Here is a 21,456-nt window from a genome sequence, read left to right on the forward strand (position 1 = left end):
CCATGCAGGAAGTACCAAAAGGTAAGCTGCGGGAAGGATATACGACTGGGGCCTGCGCAACAGCAACCACCAAAGCAGCGCTGACGGCATTAATTACCGGTGAACAGCAAACAGAATCAACGATATACTTGCCCGTTAAGCGGTTTGCAACCTTTCAGGTAGAAAACTGTGAAGTAACGGAACAAACGGCTACAGCCAGTACGATAAAAGACGCGGGGGATGACCCAGATGCCACCCATGGGGCCTTGATTGTTTCTACTGTGTCATGGCTCGATGAACCAGGCATTGTGCTTGATGGGGGAATTGGTGTTGGCCGCGTTACAAAGGACGGCTTGCCCGTTCCTGTCGGCGAGGCCGCGATTAACCCCGTTCCCCGCAGGATGATCTGCGAGACAGCAGAAGGGGTATTAAAAGAATTCGGGATTACAAGAGGCATTAAAATCGTCATTTCCGTACCAGCCGGTGAAGAAATCGCCAAAAAAACACTCAATGGACGCTTAGGGATCATTGGCGGGATTTCTATTCTCGGAACCCGCGGGATTGTCGTTCCTTTTTCCACAGCCGCTTATAAAGCTAGTATCATCCAGGCAATTAGTGTTGCCCGAGCAAGTGGCTGTGAGCACGTTGTCATTACAACAGGCGGGCGGAGCGAGAAAAATGCCATGAAGCAATTTCCTGAGCTGTCTGAAGAAGCTTTTATCGAAATGGGTGACTTTGTCGGGTTTACTCTTAAACAATGCAAGAAGCAAGAGGTAAAGAGAGTTTCGATGGTCGGCATGATGGGGAAATTCTCAAAAGTGGCAATGGGGATCATGATGGTTCACTCAAAAAGTGCCCCTATAGATTTTGATTTTTTAGCTGAGGTGGCAAGCCGTACCGGTGCTGATGCTACACTGGTCGAGGAAATTCGAACTGCCAATACGGCATCACAGGTTGGTGATTTGATGACAGCACAGGGCCACCTATCCTTTTTCGAAATGCTTAGCGACTATTGCTGCGTCGCTGCGTTAAAAGAAGTCGATGGTGGGATCGACATAGATACGACCCTATATACCATGAAGGGGCAATTGTTAGGAAAGGCGGTGCGAAAGAGTGCCATCAATTAAAATGATCGGCATTGGGGACGAAGGGAAAGTCAGCCTACTCCCAATGTACGAAAAGTGGATTAATGAAAGTGAACTCTTAATAGGAGGAAAAAGACAGCTTGCTTTTTTTTCTGAATTCGCCGGCGAAAAAATGGCGATTGAAGGCGGGCTTTATTCTCTAGTGGAACGGTTGCAGTCGGAGACTAGAAAGGTAGTCATTCTAGCTTCAGGAGACCCGTTATTCTATGGAATTGGAAGCTATTTATCTTCTAAAATCGATTTGGATATTTATCCATATATAAGTTCAATCCAGCTTGCTTTTGCCAGAATGAAAGAAAGATGGCAGGATGCTTATTTTACTAGTGTTCACGGCAGGAGTATAAAAGGGTTGGCACAGCGGGTGGATGGAAAAAAAACAGTCGCAATCTTAACCGACACAGAAAATTCCCCAAATAAAATCGCTCAATATTTACTTTCCTTTGGCATGACTGAATATGAGGCGTTTGTGGGCGAGAACCTAGGCAGTGACAAGGAACGATGCCGCTGGTTTACCCTTTCTGAAATGAAGGATGAAGAGTTTTCACCGCTCAATGTAGTAATTCTTAAGAAAAAAGGGGAAAGCCCACATTGGCCGATAGGCATTGACGATTCGGAATTTTTACAGCGTAAACCAGATAAGGGCTTAATTACAAAAAAGGAAATTCGCACACTAAGCATTAGTGGCCTAAGGTTAAAAGAAGATAGCACGGTTTGGGATATTGGGACATGCACAGGTTCTGTTGCGATTGAGGCTGCGAAAATCGCCAGGGAAGGACAATTGTTTGCCATCGAAAAGAACGAGGGCGACTTAGAAAACTGTAAGCAAAATTTAGTAAAGTTTCGTGTGGATGCAACACTCGTCCATGGGAAAGCACCAGAGGGACTAGAAACCTTCGCGGATCCGGATGCGGTATTTATTGGCGGGACGGCAGGTGGGATGGAGGACATTTTGGATATTTGCTGTAGCCGCTTGAAAGGGTGTGGACGCATTGTCTTAAATGCCGTCACAATTGAAAATCTATCAGAAGCGATGCTTGTGTTTAAAGAGCGAGGATATGAGACGAACATTACTCTTGCTCAAATATCAAGAAGTAAGCCCATTTTAAATTTAACAAGATTTGATGCATTAAATCCGATTTACATAATCGAAGCTTGGCGCAAGGAAGGGGAGTAAACATGTTAGGTACATTATACGGCCTTGGGGTTGGCCCAGGAGATCCAGAGCTTATTACCGTTAAGGCGTTTCGTAAATTAAAGGAATCACCAGTGATTGCCTATCCGAAAAAACAAAAGGGCAGCAAAAGTTATGCCCATCGAATCATTGATGTCTATTTTCAGTCGAACGAAAAAGAAATGCTGGGCCTTGTCTTTCCAATGACAAAGGATCCAGCCACATTAGAAAGAAAATGGACGGAAACCGTGGAAAATGTATGGGCCAAGCTGCAGGAGGGAAAGGATGTTGCTTTTGTAACTGAAGGGGACCCTCTTTTATACAGCACGTTTATTCATATGATGCGTTTGATGCAGCAGAAGTATCCGCAAGTTCCGATTGAAGTTGTTCCGGGGATTTCGTCCATCAATGGGGCGGCTTCTAGGCTGGGAATTCCATTGGCAGATGGGGATGAGCATGTTGCGATTGTTCCAGCACGGGATGACTATGAAACCATGAAAAAAGTCATTCAAGACAATGATTGTGTCATTTTTATAAAAGTAGCGAAAGTGATTGATTTAATGCTAGAAGTATTACGAGATTTAGATTTGCTTGACAAGGCTTCAGTCGTTACAAAGGTAACATCGGATGAAGAAATTATTTGGAGGGCAGATGAGCTCGAAGGAGCTGAGCTTGAATATTTAACATTAATGGTGGTGAGAAAATGAAGCTTTATATCATTGGTGCCGGACCGGGCGATCCTGATTTAATCACGGTAAAAGGCCTTCAGTATCTTCAGGAGGCAGATGTTATTCTATATGCGGATTCTCTTGTAAACGAAGACTTAATTGCAAAAGCAAAACCTTCCGCCGAAATATTGAAAACTGCTGGGATGCACTTAGAAGAAATGGTTGACGTCATGGCTGACCGAATTCTGCAAGGGAAAAAGGTTGTTCGTGTACACACGGGCGATCCGGCTGTCTATGGGGCGATTATGGAACAAATCGTCTTGTTAAAGAAGAGAGGAATCGAAATAGAAATTGTTCCAGGTGTGAGTTCTGTGTTTGCGGCCGCCGCGGCCGCTCAAGCTGAGCTGACGATTCCTGATTTAACCCAAACCGTGATCCTTACAAGAGCCGAGGGTAGGACACCTGTGCCAGAATTTGAAAAGCTGGCGGATTTAGCAAAACATAATTGCACGATTGCGCTTTTCTTAAGTGCGACGTTAACGAAGAAACTTGTCAAGGAATTGACCGGGGCAGGATGGAGCAAGGATACTCCTGTTGCGGTTGTTTATAAAGCGTCGTGGCCAGATCAAAAAATTGTCCGGACCACACTGGAACGCTTAGACGAGGATATGCGGATTAATGGGATTCGTAAACAGGCGATGATTTTAGCAGGATGGGCACTGGATGAAAACATCCACGAACAAGATTATCGTTCCAAGCTGTATGACAAACAGTTTACACACGGATTCCGTAGGGGGGTGGAATCGTAATGATCGAGCTCCAAGAAGCGCAAAGGGCGGTCATCCAGCAGAAGGGGGACTATGCGGTTGTCGCCATTACAAAGCATGGGGTCGAACTGGCCCGCAAGCTGGGACATTCGTTTCAAAATGCCGATGTGTACTATATGGCGAAGTTTGAAAAAGGAGATGAGAGGAACAAGGACATCCAGTTATTTACCGGGAGCGTTCGACTTCTTCTGCCCGCTCTTTTCGAGGCCTACAATGGGCTTATTATCATCATTTCCCTTGGAGCCGTGGTACGAATGATTGCACCTATTTTAAAGGATAAAAAAACAGATCCTGCGGTTGTCGTTATCGATGATAAGGGTGAACATGTGATCAGCGTGCTGTCAGGCCATATCGGCGGTGCAAATGAACTAACGAAAGAAGTGGCGGCCACTCTACAGGCCCGTCCAATTATTACCACAGCTTCAGACGTACAGGAAACGATTGCGGTTGATTTGTTCGGGAAACGATTTGGCTGGATTTGGGACTCGGCTGATAAGCTGACGCCCGTTAGCGCTTCGGTTGTAAACGAAGAAAAAATCGCCGTGGTTCAGGAGTCAGGTGAAAAAGACTGGTGGTCATATGACCGGCCGCTACCAGGAAATATTCAGCCGTATTCATCGATTCAAGAAGCGCTGGCCGCAAAGCCAGATGCTGCCTTAGTAGTAACCCATCGGAATTTATCCGAAGATGAAACGGAGATTTTACATAATGGAGTTTTATATCGACCAAAGGTGATCGCCCTTGGATTGGGTTGCAACCGTGGGACAACTGCAGCGGAAATCGAAGCAGTAATCGACGAAACACTTAAGGAATTAAAGTTTTCAAAAAAAAGTGTCAAAGCGGTTTGCACGATAGATCTAAAAAAGGATGAAGCAGGACTGCTTGAAGTGGCGAAAAAAAACGGCTGGGAGTTTATTTATTACACCCCAGTTGAATTGAATTCGATTAAACTTCAGAACCCTTCTGAAACAGTCTTTAAATTTACCGGTGCATACGGTGTCAGTGAGCCGGCTGCTTTATTGTACAGCGCAGCGGAACATCTAACGTTGATAAAGAAGAAATCAGGTAATGTCACCATATCAGTAGCGGTGATTCCCTATTGAGAGAGGAGGGAAATAGAATGTCTACTCGTAGACTTGTGATTGCAGGGACAGGCAGCGGTGTCGGAAAAACGACGCTGACAATCGGGCTGATGTCTGCTTTAAGGAAAAAGGGCTATACCGTCCAGGGCTTTAAATGCGGTCCAGATTATATCGATCCGACCTATCATACGGCGGTCACGGGGAGAACGTCAAGAAACATTGACAGCTGGATGCTCAACCACGAGATGGTCAAAGAAATTGTTAACCTCGCAAGTAATGGGGCGGATATTTCCGTCATCGAGGGGGTCATGGGATTCTTTGATGGGAAAAATCCTCTAAATAATACGGGATCAACTGCCGAAATCAGTCTCGTCACCGAAAGTCCGGTCATTTTGGTCGTGAATTGTGCCAGTATGGCCCGTAGTGCGGCAGCCATTGTAAAGGGATTTCAAACGTTTTTGAAGGAAGCCAATATAGTCGGGGTGATCGCCAATCGGGTGGGTAGCGAAGGGCATTTTAAAATCGTTCAAACCGCGATTGAGCAAGAATGCGGTATTCCCGTCCTTGGCTATTTGAAAAGAAACGAGGAACTCTCGATACCGGAACGGCATTTAGGGTTGATACCCTCCGTTGAACGGGGAGAATTGGATCCATTTTTTGAGCAACTAGGTAAATTGGTCCTTGAAACAGTTGATGTAGATTCTATATATGACTTGGCACAAGCCCCTCTATTAAAGATAAAAGAATCCCAGTTTAAAAGAGCGGAGCAGGCAACTGTAAAAATTGCAGTCGCACGAGATGCCGCTTTCAATTTTTACTATCAGGAAAATCTCGACATGTTAGCAGCCGCAGGAGCCGAGCTAATCGAGTTCTCTCCATTAAAAGGTGAATGCCTGCCGGAACATGTCCATGGCTTATATATCGGTGGCGGTTTCCCAGAGGAATTTGCGGAGGAGCTGACCAAACAGACAGAGGTAAAAAACTCGATTCGAACGGCCATTGAAAAAGGAATGCCAACCTTGGCAGAATGCGGCGGGTTTATGTACTTAACTGAATCGTTGGAAACAACGGATGAAACGAGTTACAACATGGTAGGGATCATTCCTGGAAAGGTGAAAATGCAGACAAAACTAGCTGCTTTGGGATACCGAGAAATCACTGCAGAAGAAGAAAATTTCTTGTTAGCGGGAAATCTGAGTGCAAGAGGCCATGAATTTCACTACTCCACCTTTCATCCGAGAACGGTTTTTGAACCGGCCTACCAAACGAAAGGGATGCGTGGGTTTAAGCAGGAGGGCTATAGGAAAGGGAATTTAATTGCAGGTTATACCCATTTTCATTTTGGCTCATGCCCTGAGCTTGTCGAAAATTGGGTGAAGAAATGTAAGGAGTTCAAACAAAATGACTAAAGCTCTCCCACTTATGTTTCAAGGTACCAATTCGGATGTTGGCAAAAGTGTTGTCGTGACCGCCTTTTGCCGGATATTCGCCCAGGACGGATATAAAACGGTTCCATTTAAATCACAAAATATGGCGTTAAATTCCTATATCACAGTGGATGGAAAAGAAATCGGCAGAGCACAAGGTGTTCAGGCCGAAGCCGCATGTATTCAGGCAACCACCGATATGAACCCGATTCTACTAAAGCCAAACCGAGATAACCAATCCCAAATTGTCGTCCATGGTAAACCATATAAAAATATGGAAGCAGGAAGGTACCGCCGGGAATTCTTTCAAACGGGATTGGAACTTATTCAACAATCACTGTCCACTCTGTCCCAAAATTATGAACGAATTGTCATTGAAGGGGCTGGTAGTCCGGCCGAGATTAATCTGAATGACCGGGAACTAGTTAATATGCGGGTCGCCAAAATGGCGGATGCCCCTGTGATTTTAATTGGGGATATCGAAAAAGGCGGAGTGTTTGCTAGTTTAGTAGGAACCCTTCAGCTAATGGAACCAGAGGACCGCGATCGAGTAATTGGTGTAATCATCAATAAATTCCGCGGTGATCTCAGCCTGCTAGAATCTGGATTAACGTGGTTTGAGGAGTATACAGGAAAACCCATTCTCGGCGTGATTCCTTACTTGCAGAATCTAAATATTGATGCCGAGGATTCCGTGATATTAAATCAATATACATCTACTCAAAATACTGAAAAAGAATTGGATATCGCGGTGATTCAGTATCCGAAAATCTCAAATTTCACCGATGTCGACCCGTTTTTTGCTGAGCCGGATTGTCATGTTCGTTTTATAACGAGAGCGGATCAATTACTAAATCCAGATTTAGTCATTCTCCCGGGCAGCAAGAATACGATTGAAGATTTACTTTTTTTACGAAAGAGCGGCATCGCTCAAAAAATAGCAGAACTACATAAAAAGAAACACTCCGTACTTTTCGGGATCTGTGGTGGCTATCAATTGCTCGGTGATAAAATTGAGGATCCGTTGGCGATCGAGTCTCTTCATAAAGAAATCGAAGGCCTTCAGTTACTGCCAATTGAAACTACCATTACGAAAGATAAGACGACGATCCTATCAAATGGGGAGTTGCATCTTTTCGGAAAAAAATTTCATGTGACAGGTTACGAGATTCATATGGGTGAAACCGTGGCGACAGGATCGTCCCAAGGGCTTATTTTTACAAATGAAAAATGGGATGGTTGTTATTCTCTAGACGAAACCGTCATAGGCACTTATTTTCATGGGATATTCCATAATGATGAATTTCGTGAGGAATTACTTAATCAGCTCCGCCGTAAAAAGGGATTGGAGCCCATCCACATGCGCCAATCTTTTAACCAATTGCGGGAAGAAGCGTTTGACCGGCTGGCAGAACATGTAAGGGCACACGTTAAACTGAATGTCATTGAACATTTAATGAAGGATTATCAAAAAAGGAGATCACCCAATGAATAGCGTAATAACAGGAATCCAGCCACTTGATAGAGAAATGGGACAAAAAGTTCGTGAGTATATCGATACGTTAACCAAACCTCCGGGCAGTTTGGGGAAATTAGAGGAATTAGCCATTCATCTGTCGGAAATGACATCTGTATCATTCCCAGTCGTATCACCGCCCGGTGTTATAGTTTTTGCCGCTGATCATGGTGTAGTCGAAGAAGGGGTGTCCGCTTTCCCTCAGGAAGTTACCGTGCAAATGGTCAAAAACTTTTTAAACAGCGGTGCGGCCATCAATGTTTTTAGCCGGCAAATCGGAGCCATGTTTGAAGTCGTCGATATCGGTGTGGCAGCAGATATTGATGCTAACGGGTTTGTGAATCGAAAAATTCGCTATGGAACCAACAATTTTTGCCAACAAGATGCAATAACAAGAGCAGAGGCCGAACAAGCCATTACAGTTGGCTATGAACGGGCGGAACAGATGATTAAACAGGGAATCAAATGCCTAATTGTTGGTGAAATGGGGATTGGTAATACGACGTCAAGCAGTGCGATTGCAGCGGTTTTAAGCGGACAGGACATCGATGTACTCGTCGGCCGAGGAACAGGGATTGCACGAGAAAAAATTCGTCATAAAAAAGAGGTCATCAAAAGGGCGATAAAGGAAAGGAACCCTGACCGGAAGGATCCCATCGATATCTTAGCAAAAATTGGCGGTTTGGAAATTGCCGGAATGACAGGTGCAATGCTCTCCGCCGCTCAAAACCGAATTCCGATATTAATAGATGGGTTTATTTGCACGATTGCAGCTCTTTTGGCAAGGGAAATCTGTGAGACAGCAGCGGAGTATATGATTGTCGGCCATCGTTCCGTCGAGCCTGGACATGAAATTGCGCTGCAGTTATTAGGCAAAAAGCCACTTCTTGATTTAGATTTGCGGCTAGGAGAAGGAAGTGGGGCAGCAGTGGCCTTTCCAATCTTACAATCAGCAACCTTAATGTTAAAAGAAATGGCCACTTTTGCATCGGCTGGAATTTCAAATGAGTAATTTAGGAAGGAGCTAGAAGATGATAAATGGAAAAGTGTATCTTGTTGGTGCTGGACCGGGAGACCCTAAACTAATCACGGTTTACGGGATGGAGTGTATCCAACAGGCGGATGTGATTTTATATGACCGTTTAGTAAATGAGGAACTGCTCAAGTATGCAAAGACGGAGGCAGAGTTGATATTTTGTGGAAAACTACCAGGGAAACATCATCTCATTCAAGATCAAATCCATCAGTTGTTAATTGAAAAAGCCAGTCAAGGCAAAACTGTCACCAGATTAAAAGGAGGCGATCCTTGCATTTTCGGCCGTGTCGGTGAAGAAGCGGAAATTCTTGCAGAACATGGTGTTCATTATGAAATAGTACCGGGGATTACAGCTGGTATTGCAGCGCCTGCTTATGCTGGAATTCCGGTTACTCACCGCGATTATGCTTCCACCTTCGCGATCGTCACAGGCCACGGCCGTGCGGAAAAAAGTGCGGATCAATTAAATTGGTCAGCTCTCGCTCAAGGAATCGATACAATTGCCTTTTATATGGGAATTGGGAATTTACCTTATATTGTTTCGAAATTAATAGAGAACGGAAAAAGCCCTGATACGAAAGCAGCCATTATCCAATGGGGGACCACGACCAAGCAGAAAACGGTGACAGGGAGTTTAAAGGATATCGAAGTCCGGGTTCTAGAAGTCGGGATTACTCATCCTGCGATTGTTCTCGTGGGTGATGTGGTCGGTCTTCGCGAGAAATTACGCTGGTTTCAAGAAGCAGATGAAAAACAATTAGTTGGAATTGGGAGGGGCTAAGATGTCGATTTTAGCTGAAATCAAAACCCGAAGAGCAATACGTGATTATGCGGCTCAAGAGGTAGAGGAAGAAAAGATTCACACCTTATTAGAAGCAGCGACATGGGCACCGAATGACCGGATGCGTGAACCATGGAGCTTTTATGTGATTAAAGGCGAAGCAAAAAAACGCTATGAAGCGTTGGCCTATGAATATCTACAGGAACGCTTTCCAACCAAGCCAAATTTAATCGAAAGCTCCTTAAAGGTACTAAAAACAACACCGGTCCATATTGTCGTTACCGCTGACATCGTTGCAGACGATGAAGAGGCATCTGCCGATAATGAATATGCCGTATGCTGTGCGATCCATTCGATGTGGCTTTCCGCCAAAGAATTAGGATTAGGTCTGGTTTGGCGGACAAGGGGAGTCGGACTTGTTCGTGACCATCGAATGTATGAGTTTATTGGCTCACCCGAAAACAAGAAAATCATCGGAAATTTGTTTATCGGTTATCCCGATTCAGAAGTATTAAAAAAGGCGAAAGTTCCGGCTAGGACATCCTTTGAAGAAAAGACAGTCTGGTTGTAATGAGGAGGGAAGCGTATGGAAGAGGTAACTGAAAACAAAGCAAAGCGCGGTCTTACACTAGTTTACACCGGTGATGGAAAAGGGAAGACGACAGCAGCCCTTGGGCTCGCAGTTCGTGCCGCGGGTCGGGGAAAACGAGTGCTTATGATTCAATTTATTAAATCGCCTGATCGAACGTACGGGGAAAAAATTACGTTCGAAAAATTAGGGATTGAAATCGTGCAGACAGGAATCGGCTTTACGTGGACGAAAACACCAGAGGAACATCGGGTAGCCCTAAAAACCGCTTGGTCTTTTACAAAAGAAAAGGTCCAGTTTGGCAGCTATGATGTTGTCATTTTAGATGAACTAAATAATGCGCTCGCAATTGATAAATTTCCGATTGACGATGTCCTTCCGTTAACAGAAGTTATTGAGTTGATTCAGAAGCGCCCTAAGGGGATGCATTTGGTGATTACCGGACGGTCAGCCAAAGAGGAAATCATCGCTTGTGCGGATTTAGTAACCGAAATGAAGCCAGTTAAGCATTATTATAACGAAGGAATTCCTGCCGTGAAGGGAATTGAGTTTTAATGGTCTATATTGAAAAATTTGGTCATGGTGGCGATTTACTGACGGCCCAACAATTGTTTGGTAAAGATTCATCGCAGCTGTTAGATTTTAGTGCGAATATCAATCCACTTGGTCCACCTGCTAGTGTAATTGAGTTGATAAAGGAGCAACTGGAGTCGATCGTCCATTATCCCGATCCCGCCCATCGTGTTCTTAAACAAAAGCTGGCGGAAAAACACTCCGTTTCACCAGAACAGATTTTGATAGGAAATGGAGCAGCAGAGTGTATCGCCCTTACGATTTTAGGATTGCAACCTGAAACAGTGGGGGTTGTATATCCTTGCTTCTCGGAATACGAAGAGCTTGCTAGAGCTTATGGTGCTACCATCAATTCATTGGTCGGCAGGGTAGAAAATGATTTTAAGCCTGATCAATCGGAATTCCTTCAATTAATAGCGAAAACCGATCTTGTATTTGTAGGACATCCCAACAATCCCACTGGTGTAACATATTCGAAGGAAGAACTTGTCGAGATGGCAGAACAGGCAAAGAAGACAAATACATATTTGATAATAGACGAGGCATTTATTGATTTTCTTCCAATCGAAACACGAGTCACGCTGCTTGAGGAATTGCAACGTTGGAAACAAGTAATCCTAGTTCGCTCGATGACAAAGTTCTATGCGATTCCTGGTCTCCGGCTGGGGTATATGGTGGCCGATCCAAGCCTGATATTAAAGTTTCAGGCGAAACAAGTAACTTGGAGTGTCAACCAAATGGCACTATTGGTTGGTGAAGCGGTCCTAAACGAAAAGGTATACGAGGGAGAAACGATTACCCTAATTCAGGAGCAAAGAAGCCTTGTCAAACTAGCCATTGAAGAAAAACTTGGGTGGAAGGTTTTTCCCGGTCAAGCCAATTTTCTGTTAGTTAGGATAACAGCTGGCATCACGGCGGTTGAATTACAGTGGCGCATGGGTCATAAAGGAATCTTAATACGCTCCTGTACCATGTATCCGGGGCTAACGGATCAGGATTTTCGGATTGCGATTCGAACCGAAGAAGAAAATCAATGCTTAATCCAAGCCTTAATTGAAGTAAGTAAAGAGGTGAATCCATCATGACCTTAACCTATGTAACTGGAGGAATTCGCTCCGGGAAGAGTGAATTTGCGGAACGCTTGGCTTTCAGTCATACAGGTAGAGTCCTTTATGTTGCATTCGGAGTCCAAGCCGATCAAGAAATGGTGAAAAGAATTGATAGCCATAAGAAGCGGCGCCCAAGTGAATGGGACTTATTAGAAGAACCGAACGAACTAACTTCTGTTCAAACCGTCTATCAAGGCTACGATGTTATTTTAGTTGATTGTATTTCTTCGTGGCTGTCCAATCATTGTATGTGGTTAACAGATCAGGAACTCAAGGAAGAAAACAAGATAACCAGTTTAATAGAGGAAGTGGATCGTTGGATTAAGGTGATACAAGAAAATCATCAGCATGTGATTGTTGTTTCTAATGAGGTAGGTCTAGGTGGTGTCGCGTTATCGTCGTTGGGGCGTTTTTTTCAGGATGTTCTAGGAAAAATCAATCAATTATTGGCAGCCGAAGCAGATGAAGCATACACCGTTTTTTCCGGTCTGCAACTAAGGCTAAAATAATGAACCTGGCTACCAGTCAAGTAAACTATCTTCCAACCCCTTTTTTTGCAGGCACCGCCACCTCCATTGGGAATACAATTGGCTGCCTTGTTTATGAGGCCACATGTGAAGTAGTAATGAGTCAGGAGGGCTGAGAATTCGATGTTAGTTCATGCCATTAATATTGTTATTGCTTATTTTATTGATCGAATCATTGGTGACCCCCAAAAGCTGCTACATCCGGTGGTCATCATTGGGAAGTCTATTAGTCGTTTGGAAAAAGCGATTCGTTTTTTCATCGTAAAGGAAAGGTATTTGAAACTGGCAGGACTCTTATTTCCTATTTTGATTGCTGGCGGCAGCTATTTAATCGTTGCTTTGCTGCTTTGCGGCCTCAATCAGGTGAATCACGTTCTTGCTGTCATTGCGGAAATCTGGTTAATTTCAACGACCATCGCGACAAAAGGATTGGCTGATGCAGGGTTGGAAGTATTCCAACACTTGAAAAATCAGGATTTAAGGGCTGCACGTAAAAGTCTGGGAATGATTGTCGGAAGAGATACAGAAAACCTCGAGGAAAGTGAAATTTCGCGGGGGGCAGTGGAAACCGTAGCCGAAAACATTGTCGATGCCATTATATCACCGTTATGCTTTGCCCTTATCGGGGGTGCCCCGCTTGCAATGTTGTACCGAGCGGTTAATACGTTAGATTCGATGGTAGGATATAAGAATGAAAAATATCAAAACCTAGGCTGGGCCTCGGCCCGACTAGATGATCTATTAAACTATTTGCCTGCCCGGTTAACGTTTGGAATGATGCTGCTTGCTTGTTCGATTAAACGTCTCAATATACTAGGCGCTTGGAAAATGATGAAACGGGATGCTAAACTTCATCTGAGTCCAAATAGCGGTATTCCAGAAGCGACAATCGCAGGAGCGCTTCAGATACAACTTGGAGGAACGAATTATTATTTCGGTAAAGTCTCTGAACGGGCAAAGATGGGCGAACCATTACGGAAGATCAAAGCAGATGATATTTTACTTACAGTAACAGTTATGAAAACTACCTCCATTATCTGTGTCGTATTATTTATGGTACTTGCGATATTAGTGGAGCTGGGCATGAAGTAAGGGGATAGGAGCCTGAACAATGAAACTAGGAAGAGGAAGCTGCAATGGCACATTTGGGGAATTGGTCCAAGGTATCATGAAAGAGCGTCCGTTTTTAATCACTTTGCCTATCCGGAGTTTACGAAGTGAGGCTAGATTTGTTCCAGACACAAACGTTTCCCGGATAAGGGTTGTAAATTCCAAAATGAAAGCGAAGAAAGCGGGTGAATCATTACTCCAACTTTTTGGGATAAGAGGAGGTGGGTATCTTGAAATCCATTCCAATATCCCAACCGGCAAGGGGATGGCTAGTAGTTCAGCGGATATTGTTGCTTCATTAAGAGCAATTGCTGACAGCTATAGTATTCCGCTCACAAATGAAATGATCTCGATGATTGCCGCAAAAGTTGAACCTACCGATGGGGTAATGTATGAGGAAGTCGTGGTATATGAATATATTCACGGGCAACTGATTGCAAGCTTTGGGACCTTACCCCCATTCATTCTCGTTGGTATCGATCTTGGGGGTATGATCAAAACAATAGAATTTAATGAAGTGCCGAAAGTATACAGCCAGGACGATCAACAGCAATTAATTAAAGCTTTTGATCTAGTTTCAAAAGGGTTTAAGGAAAAAAATATAACTTATATTGGGGAGGCGGCAACCCTCAGTGCAAGGGTGAATCAAAAAATATTGCCAAAGCCTGTTTTTCCTCTATTAGTTCAGTTGGCCGATCGCTACCAGGGCGGAATCGTTGTCGCCCACAGTGGAACGGTCGCGGGTATTTTACTAGATGGAAATCTTCCAAACAGTGAACTGGTGGTTTCACATTTAATTAGGGAAATGTCACTCGCTTACAAGGGTGTACCTTTAAATTTATTTCATTATGAAAGTAAGGAATAGATAATGATTTGAATGATTCACAAAGTTTGATTACAAAAGGGTGGTAACATGTTTAGTCAAGAGGAACGAGAAGTGATTTACGTTTTCATTAATAAAAGGAGAGTTGGCCGCACTTTTCTCCAGGATGTCCTCTAAAATCCTCAATCTGTCAAAGGTTTAGGATTGATTTTTTATGTTGCAACTGTTTAAAAAAGGGAGGGATTTTTTAATGGAAACAGTATCAATGTTTTTCCTTGTTTTTGTATTGGGGCTTCGGCATGGGTTGGATGCTGATCATCTTGCTTTTATTGATGGACAAACCCGTTTTAATTGGAAAATGGGCAGTTCGTTCGCACGTTGGGTGGGGACATTATTTTCATTGGGTCACGGAGGAATGGTAGCATTAACAGCAGGTATTTTAGGAATGGTGATAAAGAATTTTTCATTCCCAGCTTATTTTGATAATATTGCATCATGGGTGTCGATTTTTTCTTTATTCCTTATTGGAACGTTAAATACGTATAATCTATTACGCACTAGAAACAATCACGAAGAGTTTCAACTTAGCGGACTAAAGGGAAAGTTTATCCCAAAAATTGCGAAGGGGACTACAAATCCTTTTCTTATTATTTTAGTAGGGGCTTTGTTTGCCTTGGCTGCTGAGACAGTAAGTCAAACCGCCGTCTGGTCTTTGGCGGCTGGAAGTGTAAGTAAATATACCCCTTTATTTTTAGGGCTAGTTTTTATGTTTGGGATGATGATTACGGATACAATTGATTCGATGATTGTCTATAAAATGGTGAACCAGTCCAGCAAAATCGGTCAAGCTGCGTCAAGACTAATGGGTTGGGTGATTGTCGTCTTGGCATACGGAGTTTCCTTCTATCTGGCATTTACTTTTTTTAACCCTTGGGCAGAACTAGATTTCGAAATTGTGGGAGTCATTCTTTTCATTTTCTTAGTCGCATCATTTATCTTTATAAGCGTTTACTCCAAAAAACAGAATCACGAAATAAATACTACGAATTAATTAGATAAGCTCTGACAATTTTATAGTGTCAGAGCTCTTTTAATCTCTATAGTAATCGTCCATAAAATTGCGTAAAATATGAATCTATTGGGATAAGATTAAGGAGATGTACCGTGAAATTGTTGCTTATGGAACGGCTGTAGTAGTCGAGAAAATATAAAAAAAAACCTTGTCATTTCAAGGTTTTTTTATTTCACTTTTTATAGAATTAAATATAAATAAAAAAAGTGCGGACAAATTTTCGGACACAAACCAGACTGTTCCAATAATGGAACCAGATAGCTTATACAATTTAACTAATGTAGATTCACAATATATCGAAGGAATGAGCAAAGGGATTGTAGCATTCAGAATAAACATCTCAAAAATTGAAGCGAAAGCTAAATTAAGCCAAAATCATCCCGTGGAACGACAAGAGTTAATCATTAGGCAACTAGAAACCAGTTCCCAACTAGATAATATTCAGGTAGCATCACAAATGAAGAAAAATCTACAGAGATAGCGGCAGCATTAAAAGATGTTATTAATCTAGATAGGATGTAGAGTGAAGAAATAAAAAGAACCCTTGAGCCAGGGTTCTTTTTAGATTGACATCACGATAATAGATATAAGAAATAACATCATATGAATAACGGAGTATCTAAACATCCATTTCGCCCAATGTGCTTCGTTTTGTGTAGCAAATCCGCTGATCGATAAAATTATCCATCCAATATTTAAAATTGTCATAAATCCGATGAAAAACAAACCAAGGGATTTCATGAAGAATGGCATTGGAATTAAACAGATAAGATAAAATAGTAGATGGATTTTTGTTTTCTTGACGCCTGATACAACAGGTAACATGGCGAATCCTGCCCGTTTGTAATCATCAAATCTTCGTATAGCGATGGAATAAGTATGAGGCATTTGCCAAATGAATACGATGAGTGCCATCATCATAGGAATAAGTTGAAAGCTACTAGATAACACTGACCAACCGATTAACGGTGTTACACATCCTGATACGGCACCAATAATCGTGTTCCATGAGTATTTTTGTTTACTCCAAAAAGTGTACAAGACCACATAAAAAAACCAACCAACGAATGAAAATAGTAACACTTCGGCATTAGTAAAAAACAATATAAAAAATCCCATTATGCTTGTTGTAACTCCTAATGTTAAAACAAACTTCTTGCTGAACTCTCCAGTAGCACTCGGTCTATTTTTAGTTCGCTCCATTTGTTTATCTAAATCGGCTTCGTACCAATTATTCAACATTAAAGCACCAGCAATGACAAAGGCACTTCCTATTAATGTAACAAAGAAAGAGGCAATATGTGCAGCAAGTGGAATATGATTGATATGCGAAGATAAAAAATATCCTGCCAACACAGGAAGCACATTGATAACAAAGACTTTCCCTTTAATGAGGCTGATTAGGTTTTTAAAGAAATTTTTAGATGATTTTGTTTGAATTTGATTCATATATATTCCTCTCTTTTTTTATCCAAAAGACTATTCATTCTAGCACAAATATTCTCCAAAAGCTCATGGTTTATTTTTGAATTTCTAATACCACCGCCTGAAACATGTTTATACAAGTAGGGGGGTGAACAGTTTAGTTGACTGAATCGAGTTCCACGGATGTGACATTCTACCCCGACTAATGTAAATAATAAGACCTTAAAGCATTCATGTCACAATATTTGCCTATTCAACCACTTTGACAACCATTTTGGGATCTTATTTGGATTATTAATTATCTCGATTGCACATAGGAGAAGTGTAGGGGATTAAAGATGTGGTCTACATAATTATTTAAGATTTTGTCTTATTCAGTCGCTCCAAGGAATAAGCAAAAGATGTAATGATGCATAAAGCAATTTCAAATTATTTTTAATTCCAATACATGAGTGCATAGACCTCTCAAAAAAAAATTGTTATAATCAAATTCATAAGGGAACTGGTAATTAATTCTGTAGTAAGCTAATCAAACTAATATTTTATTTTTTTGGTTTGTTATTAAAATTATGAATATGAACATCCAAATGCTTCTTTCCTGTTTTTTTAGTTAATAGTTTTTTAGCTATCTAACGGACAAACGGACAAAATGACGGACATAATTTTGTGAGTAGCTTGTTTAGTATTGTAATACCAATACTTTTAGGGGGTCTGTCTACATGAAGTACAATATGAGTGGAATTGTAGCATATGGAACGGCTGTAGTAGTCGAGAAAATATAATGGAAAAATTTATTTTCGGTTTTTATGGTCTCCAAATTTTATTTCTCATTATTTGTTTATTGCTAGGTTACTTTATTTACGATAAACGATTTAATCGAAATCATGGAAATCAGATACCAGAAGGATTTCAACGAACTAGCGAAGTGAATATTGATCCTGTAACAGGGGAGAAAACAAGAGTTTACTATAATCCAGATACAGGTGAACGATTTTATAAAAAAGAAAAGTGATATTTAAAAACGCCCTTTTGGGGCGTTTTAGTGTGTAGACATAGTACAAAAAACTTGGGTTTCAGACTGATTGCAAGCGCTTGTCTTTCGAGGCGTGAAGTCTGGTGAGGAGCGGAGTTACCTTAGACGGTAATGAGCACCGCAGACAGGCGAAGCAACGAAGAAAGCGAGCGTTTGTCAACAGTCTGAAACGCCCTTTTGGGGCGTTTTTGTTTTGAAGATCAAGTTATTTGATAGTCGAGTTAATCAATTCAAACATATCATCAAAATCAAATGGAGATTTTGATTTTACGGTCTCAGCAAATTGAGATACAAGTTTTAATGTTTCAATGCTTTCGATTGGATGGTGGCCAGCAGCACTTTCAGCGGATAGCATGACTGCATTCGTCCCATCCATCACAGCTTGAAATACATCAGTTACTTCAGCTCGTGTTGGAATTGAATTTTCTACCATTGATTGAAGCATCTGAGTTGCTGTGATCACATATGTACCATTTGAATTACACTCATGAATCATTGCTCTTTGTAAGAGAGGAATCCATTGATAAGGTAATTCAACACCTAAATCACCACGAGCAATCATAATTGCATCAGTTTCTTTATTAATTTCTTGGAAATTTTTTATTGCTTCGATCGTTTCAATTTTTGCGATTAACTGAGGTGTTTTACCACTTTTTGAATTCATAAAACTTCTAATTTCTTGTAAATGTGATGCACGACGAATAAATGAGCATGCAATATAGTCTAAACCTTCTTGCAAAATGAATTCGATGTCTTTTCGGTCTTTTTCAGTAATAGCAGGTAAACTTGTAACGACTCCTGGTAAATTAACCCCTTTATGCGAAGAAATTTCGCCACCAGTTTTTACAGAAGTGACAATCTTATTTTGTTCTATCTTATCAACTAATAACTCCACTGCACCATCATTAATTAATATACGATCTCCTTGTTTAACATCATTTATTAAACCTTTATAATCTACACTTGCTTGATTACGATCACCTGTAATTTCATCAATTAAGAGTGTAAAAGCTTGATTAGGTTCAAGATTGATTTTTTCCCCTTCAATTTTTCCTAAACGAATTTTTGGACCTTGGAGGTCTCCTAAAATCTTGATATCTTTTCCTGCCTCTTTTCTGATTGATTTTAATAGTTCGATGACATTGTGATGACTTTCATGTGTTCCGTGTGAAAAATTGAGTCTTGCGATCGTCATGCCATGCTCAATCAATTCAGACAATATTTTTTTATCAAAACTAGCTGGTCCAATCGTACAAATTCGATCAATGATCATTTGATATCGCCTCCATATACTGGAATTATTATACCCAAGATTAAGTAGAAGAAATCTAACTGATTTTTAAAGTGATAGATAAAAGACTATGAGTTGTTTTAAAAATTATATGAAAGGATGTCAGAATGATTAACAATTCTGCTACTCAAAAATTTGAAACAAACCGATTAATTCTTAGAAATGAGTCATAGTAACAGTAATTAAAGGTGTGCATAAATCAGTTGAAGAAACGATTGAACAGTTTCAAAAAAGAATATCTTAAATAATCTACATTTCTAAATTTTGACATTTTTCTACGTTATGTAGAAGGAATTCATGTAACTTTTGTAGAACACTACTATTCGATCAAAATTTAAGATGAGGTGAATCTACTGATGATTAAACAAGATGAAATAAAAATTGTAATTGGAGCAGGTGAATATAACAATAATCCAACATGGATTCAAACTCAGGAAGAAGAACTTAATTTATTAGTTAGGTCGACTTGGGAAAATAAATTTGAGAAAAATTCGGTTTCAGCTATTTTAGCTGAACATGTTTGGGAACACCTTACATATGATGAAGGTTTAGAAGCTGCTAAAATTTGTTATGAATATTTAAAACAATCAGGCTATATTCGTTGTGCTGTACCAGATGGATTTTTTCAAGACGAAACATATCAAAGTATTGTTAAAGTGGGAGGACCTGGACCAAAAGATCATCCTGCTGCAAGTCATAAAATAGTATATAACTATAAAACACTAATTAACATGTTTGAAACAGCGGGTTTTGAAGTTAAACTACTAGAATATTGTGATGAAGAAGGAAATTTTCAGTTTAATGAATGGAATGGTAAGGAAGGTGTTATTTTCCGTTCAAAAAAATATGATCCTAGAAACCACGGGGAAAAAATCCTGTTTCCTTCAATCATTGTAGATGCAGTAAAACGATAATTTAACAAAAAATCATATTATTAAATACAAAGAACTGAAGGATTACTTCAGTTCTTTAAAATAGACTATATTAGTAGATCATTATATCTCTGATTTCTTTCGTTATTCGTTCGATTTGACCTTGAAACATCATAGAAGGGATGAAAATCGAATCTTCAGGATGGTTTATTACTAGATAAGCACTATGTGATGGTGTTTCTTTATAGCGGTATTGTAAATTAACACGTGTAATATGATGAGCAGGAATCGTTCGCTTAAATCCCCAATGTTCGTATGTAACTCCGTGATCATTTATTCTAATAACCATACTACGAATATAACCGATATAAGCTAGAAAGATTAAACTTACCATCGTCATGATCATATATGACTTAATAGTATTAGGAAATCCATGCCTTTGTACATAAAAGATGAAAGTGACCATACAAATCGCAAACAATATCGAAACTAAAAAATTAGAAAGCCTTCCACTACTTCTAAATTCCACTTTTGATACACCTCTTTCATATTAATATAGTTTGGTCTAAAAACTTTTAATATTAACAATTAGGATGATCTCTTTTAGTATGAATCAATAATCATTTTTATTAATGAGTCTTATCCACTCTAATAGAAGTAGTAATCAAACAATCTTTCTTTTCTATTAAAATAAAGAATACAAGTGTAAGGAGTATAGGATGAAAATACAACCTCAGAAATTTACGGAAAATGGCCTTCAATATATTATTAGACATGCAGTACTTACAGATGCTAAACAATTATCTAGTTTGAGAGTACAGATTGATGGAGAGACAGAAAATTTAGATAGAGAAGCAGGAGAAGCATTTATTGATCCAAAAGGCTTTGAACAATTAATTATCTCAGATACAGAAACTATTAAAAATTTATTTTTAGTAGCTGAAGTTCAAGATAAAATAATAGGTTTTTCTAGATGTGAAGGTAATCAATTAAAAAGACTTTCCCATAAAGTAGAGTTCGGAGTTTGCGTTTTAAAAGAATTTTGGGGACACAGGATCGGTAAAAATCTTTTAAAACAATCAATTTCTTGGGCAGATACTAATAATCTTCATAAAATAAATCTAAGTGTATTAGAAACGAATGCAAAAGCAATTAATTTATATGAAAAGTTAGGCTTTGAAGTTGAAGGAGTATTAAAAAATGATAAGGTACTATCTGATGGTAAATTTTATAATACGATCTTAATGGGTAAAATTAAGGAATGAATGCTAAAAAGAGTCGATTAATGGGCTCTATTTTGCAACAACCTGATTAATTAAATTAATTTATAAGTATTATAAGAGAGGTAATTTAAAAAATACATTTTTAATATTATAAAATGAATTTTCTGAAAAATCTAG

At 40.3% G+C, this 21,456-nt stretch carries 22 protein-coding genes; 19 read left to right on the forward strand and 3 right to left on the reverse strand.

Going from position 1 to position 21,456, the window contains the following annotated elements; genetic code table 11:
* Positions 1–2 precede the first annotated feature (2 nt).
* The 16 genes from AN960_RS00595 (at position 3) to AN960_RS00670 (ending at position 15,414) form a co-directional block, all read left to right on the forward strand.
* Entirely contained in the window at positions 3–1,106 is a 1,104-nt protein-coding gene (locus AN960_RS00595) for a cobalt-precorrin-5B (C(1))-methyltransferase (protein WP_056465459.1), read from the forward strand.
* Position 1,107: 1 nt separating this feature from the next.
* On the forward strand, positions 1,108–2,298 hold the full coding sequence (locus AN960_RS00600) for a bifunctional cobalt-precorrin-7 (C(5))-methyltransferase/cobalt-precorrin-6B (C(15))-methyltransferase (RefSeq protein WP_056467005.1): 1,191 nt from the start codon (positions 1,108–1,110) through the stop codon (positions 2,296–2,298).
* A gap of 2 nt (positions 2,299–2,300) precedes the next feature.
* Positions 2,301–3,002, forward strand: coding sequence for a precorrin-2 C(20)-methyltransferase (cobI, locus tag AN960_RS00605; RefSeq protein ID WP_056465461.1), 702 nt, complete (start codon positions 2,301–2,303; stop codon positions 3,000–3,002).
* Positions 2,999–3,772, forward strand: coding sequence for a precorrin-4 C(11)-methyltransferase (gene cobM / locus AN960_RS00610; RefSeq protein WP_056465463.1), 774 nt, complete (start codon positions 2,999–3,001; stop codon positions 3,770–3,772). Before cobI ends, cobM begins: the two co-directional genes overlap by 4 nt.
* Entirely contained in the window at positions 3,772–4,893 is a 1,122-nt protein-coding gene (locus tag AN960_RS00615) for a cobalt-precorrin 5A hydrolase (RefSeq protein WP_056465465.1), read from the forward strand. The genes cobM and AN960_RS00615 overlap by 1 nt, the downstream gene beginning before the upstream one ends.
* A 17-nt stretch (positions 4,894–4,910) precedes the next feature.
* Positions 4,911–6,281, forward strand: a complete 1,371-nt coding sequence (locus tag AN960_RS00620) for a cobyrinic acid a,c-diamide synthase CobB (RefSeq protein ID WP_056465468.1) — start codon at positions 4,911–4,913, stop codon at positions 6,279–6,281.
* Positions 6,274–7,794 (forward strand): cobyric acid synthase, encoded by a 1,521-nt coding sequence (locus AN960_RS00625; RefSeq protein WP_056465469.1) that lies wholly within the window; start codon positions 6,274–6,276, stop codon positions 7,792–7,794. Before AN960_RS00620 ends, AN960_RS00625 begins: the two co-directional genes overlap by 8 nt.
* A complete protein-coding gene (cobT, locus tag AN960_RS00630; protein ID WP_056465471.1) occupies positions 7,787–8,827 on the forward strand; it encodes a nicotinate-nucleotide--dimethylbenzimidazole phosphoribosyltransferase in 1,041 nt (346 codons plus the stop codon). The genes AN960_RS00625 and cobT overlap by 8 nt, the downstream gene beginning before the upstream one ends.
* 19 nt (positions 8,828–8,846) lie before the next feature.
* Positions 8,847–9,632: a uroporphyrinogen-III C-methyltransferase gene (gene cobA / locus AN960_RS00635; protein WP_056465472.1), complete on the forward strand. Its 786-nt coding sequence runs from the start codon at positions 8,847–8,849 to the stop codon at positions 9,630–9,632.
* A 1-nt stretch (position 9,633) separates the two neighbouring features.
* Entirely contained in the window at positions 9,634–10,203 is a 570-nt protein-coding gene (locus AN960_RS00640; RefSeq protein WP_056465474.1) for a nitroreductase family protein, read from the forward strand.
* Between the two features lie 15 nt (positions 10,204–10,218).
* On the forward strand, positions 10,219–10,776 hold the full coding sequence (cobO, locus tag AN960_RS00645) for a cob(I)yrinic acid a,c-diamide adenosyltransferase (RefSeq protein ID WP_056465476.1): 558 nt from the start codon (positions 10,219–10,221) through the stop codon (positions 10,774–10,776).
* On the forward strand, positions 10,776–11,879 hold the full coding sequence (cobD, locus tag AN960_RS00650) for a threonine-phosphate decarboxylase CobD (protein WP_056465478.1): 1,104 nt from the start codon (positions 10,776–10,778) through the stop codon (positions 11,877–11,879). The genes cobO and cobD overlap by 1 nt, the downstream gene beginning before the upstream one ends.
* The gene (cobU, locus tag AN960_RS00655; RefSeq protein WP_056465480.1) at positions 11,876–12,412 is read left to right on the forward strand and encodes a bifunctional adenosylcobinamide kinase/adenosylcobinamide-phosphate guanylyltransferase; all 537 of its coding nucleotides are present in this window, start codon (positions 11,876–11,878) and stop codon (positions 12,410–12,412) included. Before cobD ends, cobU begins: the two co-directional genes overlap by 4 nt.
* Positions 12,413–12,553: 141 nt before the next feature.
* Positions 12,554–13,522, forward strand: coding sequence for an adenosylcobinamide-phosphate synthase CbiB (gene cbiB, locus AN960_RS00660; protein ID WP_056465482.1), 969 nt, complete (start codon positions 12,554–12,556; stop codon positions 13,520–13,522).
* 19 nt (positions 13,523–13,541) lie between these two features.
* Positions 13,542–14,405, forward strand: coding sequence for a GHMP family kinase ATP-binding protein (locus AN960_RS00665; RefSeq protein WP_056465484.1), 864 nt, complete (start codon positions 13,542–13,544; stop codon positions 14,403–14,405).
* A gap of 208 nt (positions 14,406–14,613) precedes the next feature.
* Positions 14,614–15,414 carry a HoxN/HupN/NixA family nickel/cobalt transporter gene (locus AN960_RS00670; protein ID WP_056465486.1) on the forward strand — a complete coding sequence of 267 codons (801 nt, stop codon included), beginning with the start codon at positions 14,614–14,616 and terminating at the stop codon, positions 15,412–15,414.
* Between the two features lie 582 nt (positions 15,415–15,996).
* Here the strand turns inward: AN960_RS00670 and cyoE are convergent.
* Entirely contained in the window at positions 15,997–16,884 is an 888-nt protein-coding gene (gene cyoE / locus AN960_RS00680; RefSeq protein ID WP_056465488.1) for a heme o synthase, read from the reverse strand.
* Between the two features lie 757 nt (positions 16,885–17,641).
* On the opposite strand from cyoE, the gene AN960_RS00685 reads away from it, so the two are divergent.
* The gene (locus AN960_RS00685; protein ID WP_056465490.1) at positions 17,642–17,872 is read left to right on the forward strand and encodes a hypothetical protein; all 231 of its coding nucleotides are present in this window, start codon (positions 17,642–17,644) and stop codon (positions 17,870–17,872) included.
* Positions 17,873–18,098: 226 nt separating this feature from the next.
* Here the strand turns inward: AN960_RS00685 and AN960_RS00690 are convergent, their stop codons facing one another.
* Positions 18,099–19,166: a pyruvate kinase gene (locus AN960_RS00690; protein ID WP_056465493.1), complete on the reverse strand. Its 1,068-nt coding sequence runs from the start codon at positions 19,164–19,166 to the stop codon at positions 18,099–18,101.
* A gap of 371 nt (positions 19,167–19,537) precedes the next feature.
* Between AN960_RS00690 and AN960_RS00695 the strand changes: the two genes are divergently transcribed.
* A complete protein-coding gene (locus AN960_RS00695) occupies positions 19,538–20,098 on the forward strand; it encodes a class I SAM-dependent methyltransferase (protein ID WP_056467007.1) in 561 nt (186 codons plus the stop codon).
* Between the two features lie 70 nt (positions 20,099–20,168).
* Here the strand turns inward: AN960_RS00695 and AN960_RS00700 are convergent, their stop codons facing one another.
* Entirely contained in the window at positions 20,169–20,585 is a 417-nt protein-coding gene (locus AN960_RS00700; RefSeq protein WP_056465494.1) for a hypothetical protein, read from the reverse strand.
* Positions 20,586–20,775: 190 nt separating this feature from the next.
* Here AN960_RS00700 and AN960_RS00705 point away from each other — a divergent pair, with 190 nt between their 5' ends.
* Positions 20,776–21,321, forward strand: a complete 546-nt coding sequence (locus AN960_RS00705; protein WP_056465496.1) for a GNAT family N-acetyltransferase — start codon at positions 20,776–20,778, stop codon at positions 21,319–21,321.
* Positions 21,322–21,456 lie beyond the last annotated feature (135 nt).

It is taken from the genome of Bacillus sp. FJAT-25509, assembly GCF_001420605.1.
Lineage (GTDB): Bacteria > Bacillota > Bacilli > Bacillales > Bacillaceae_G > Gottfriedia.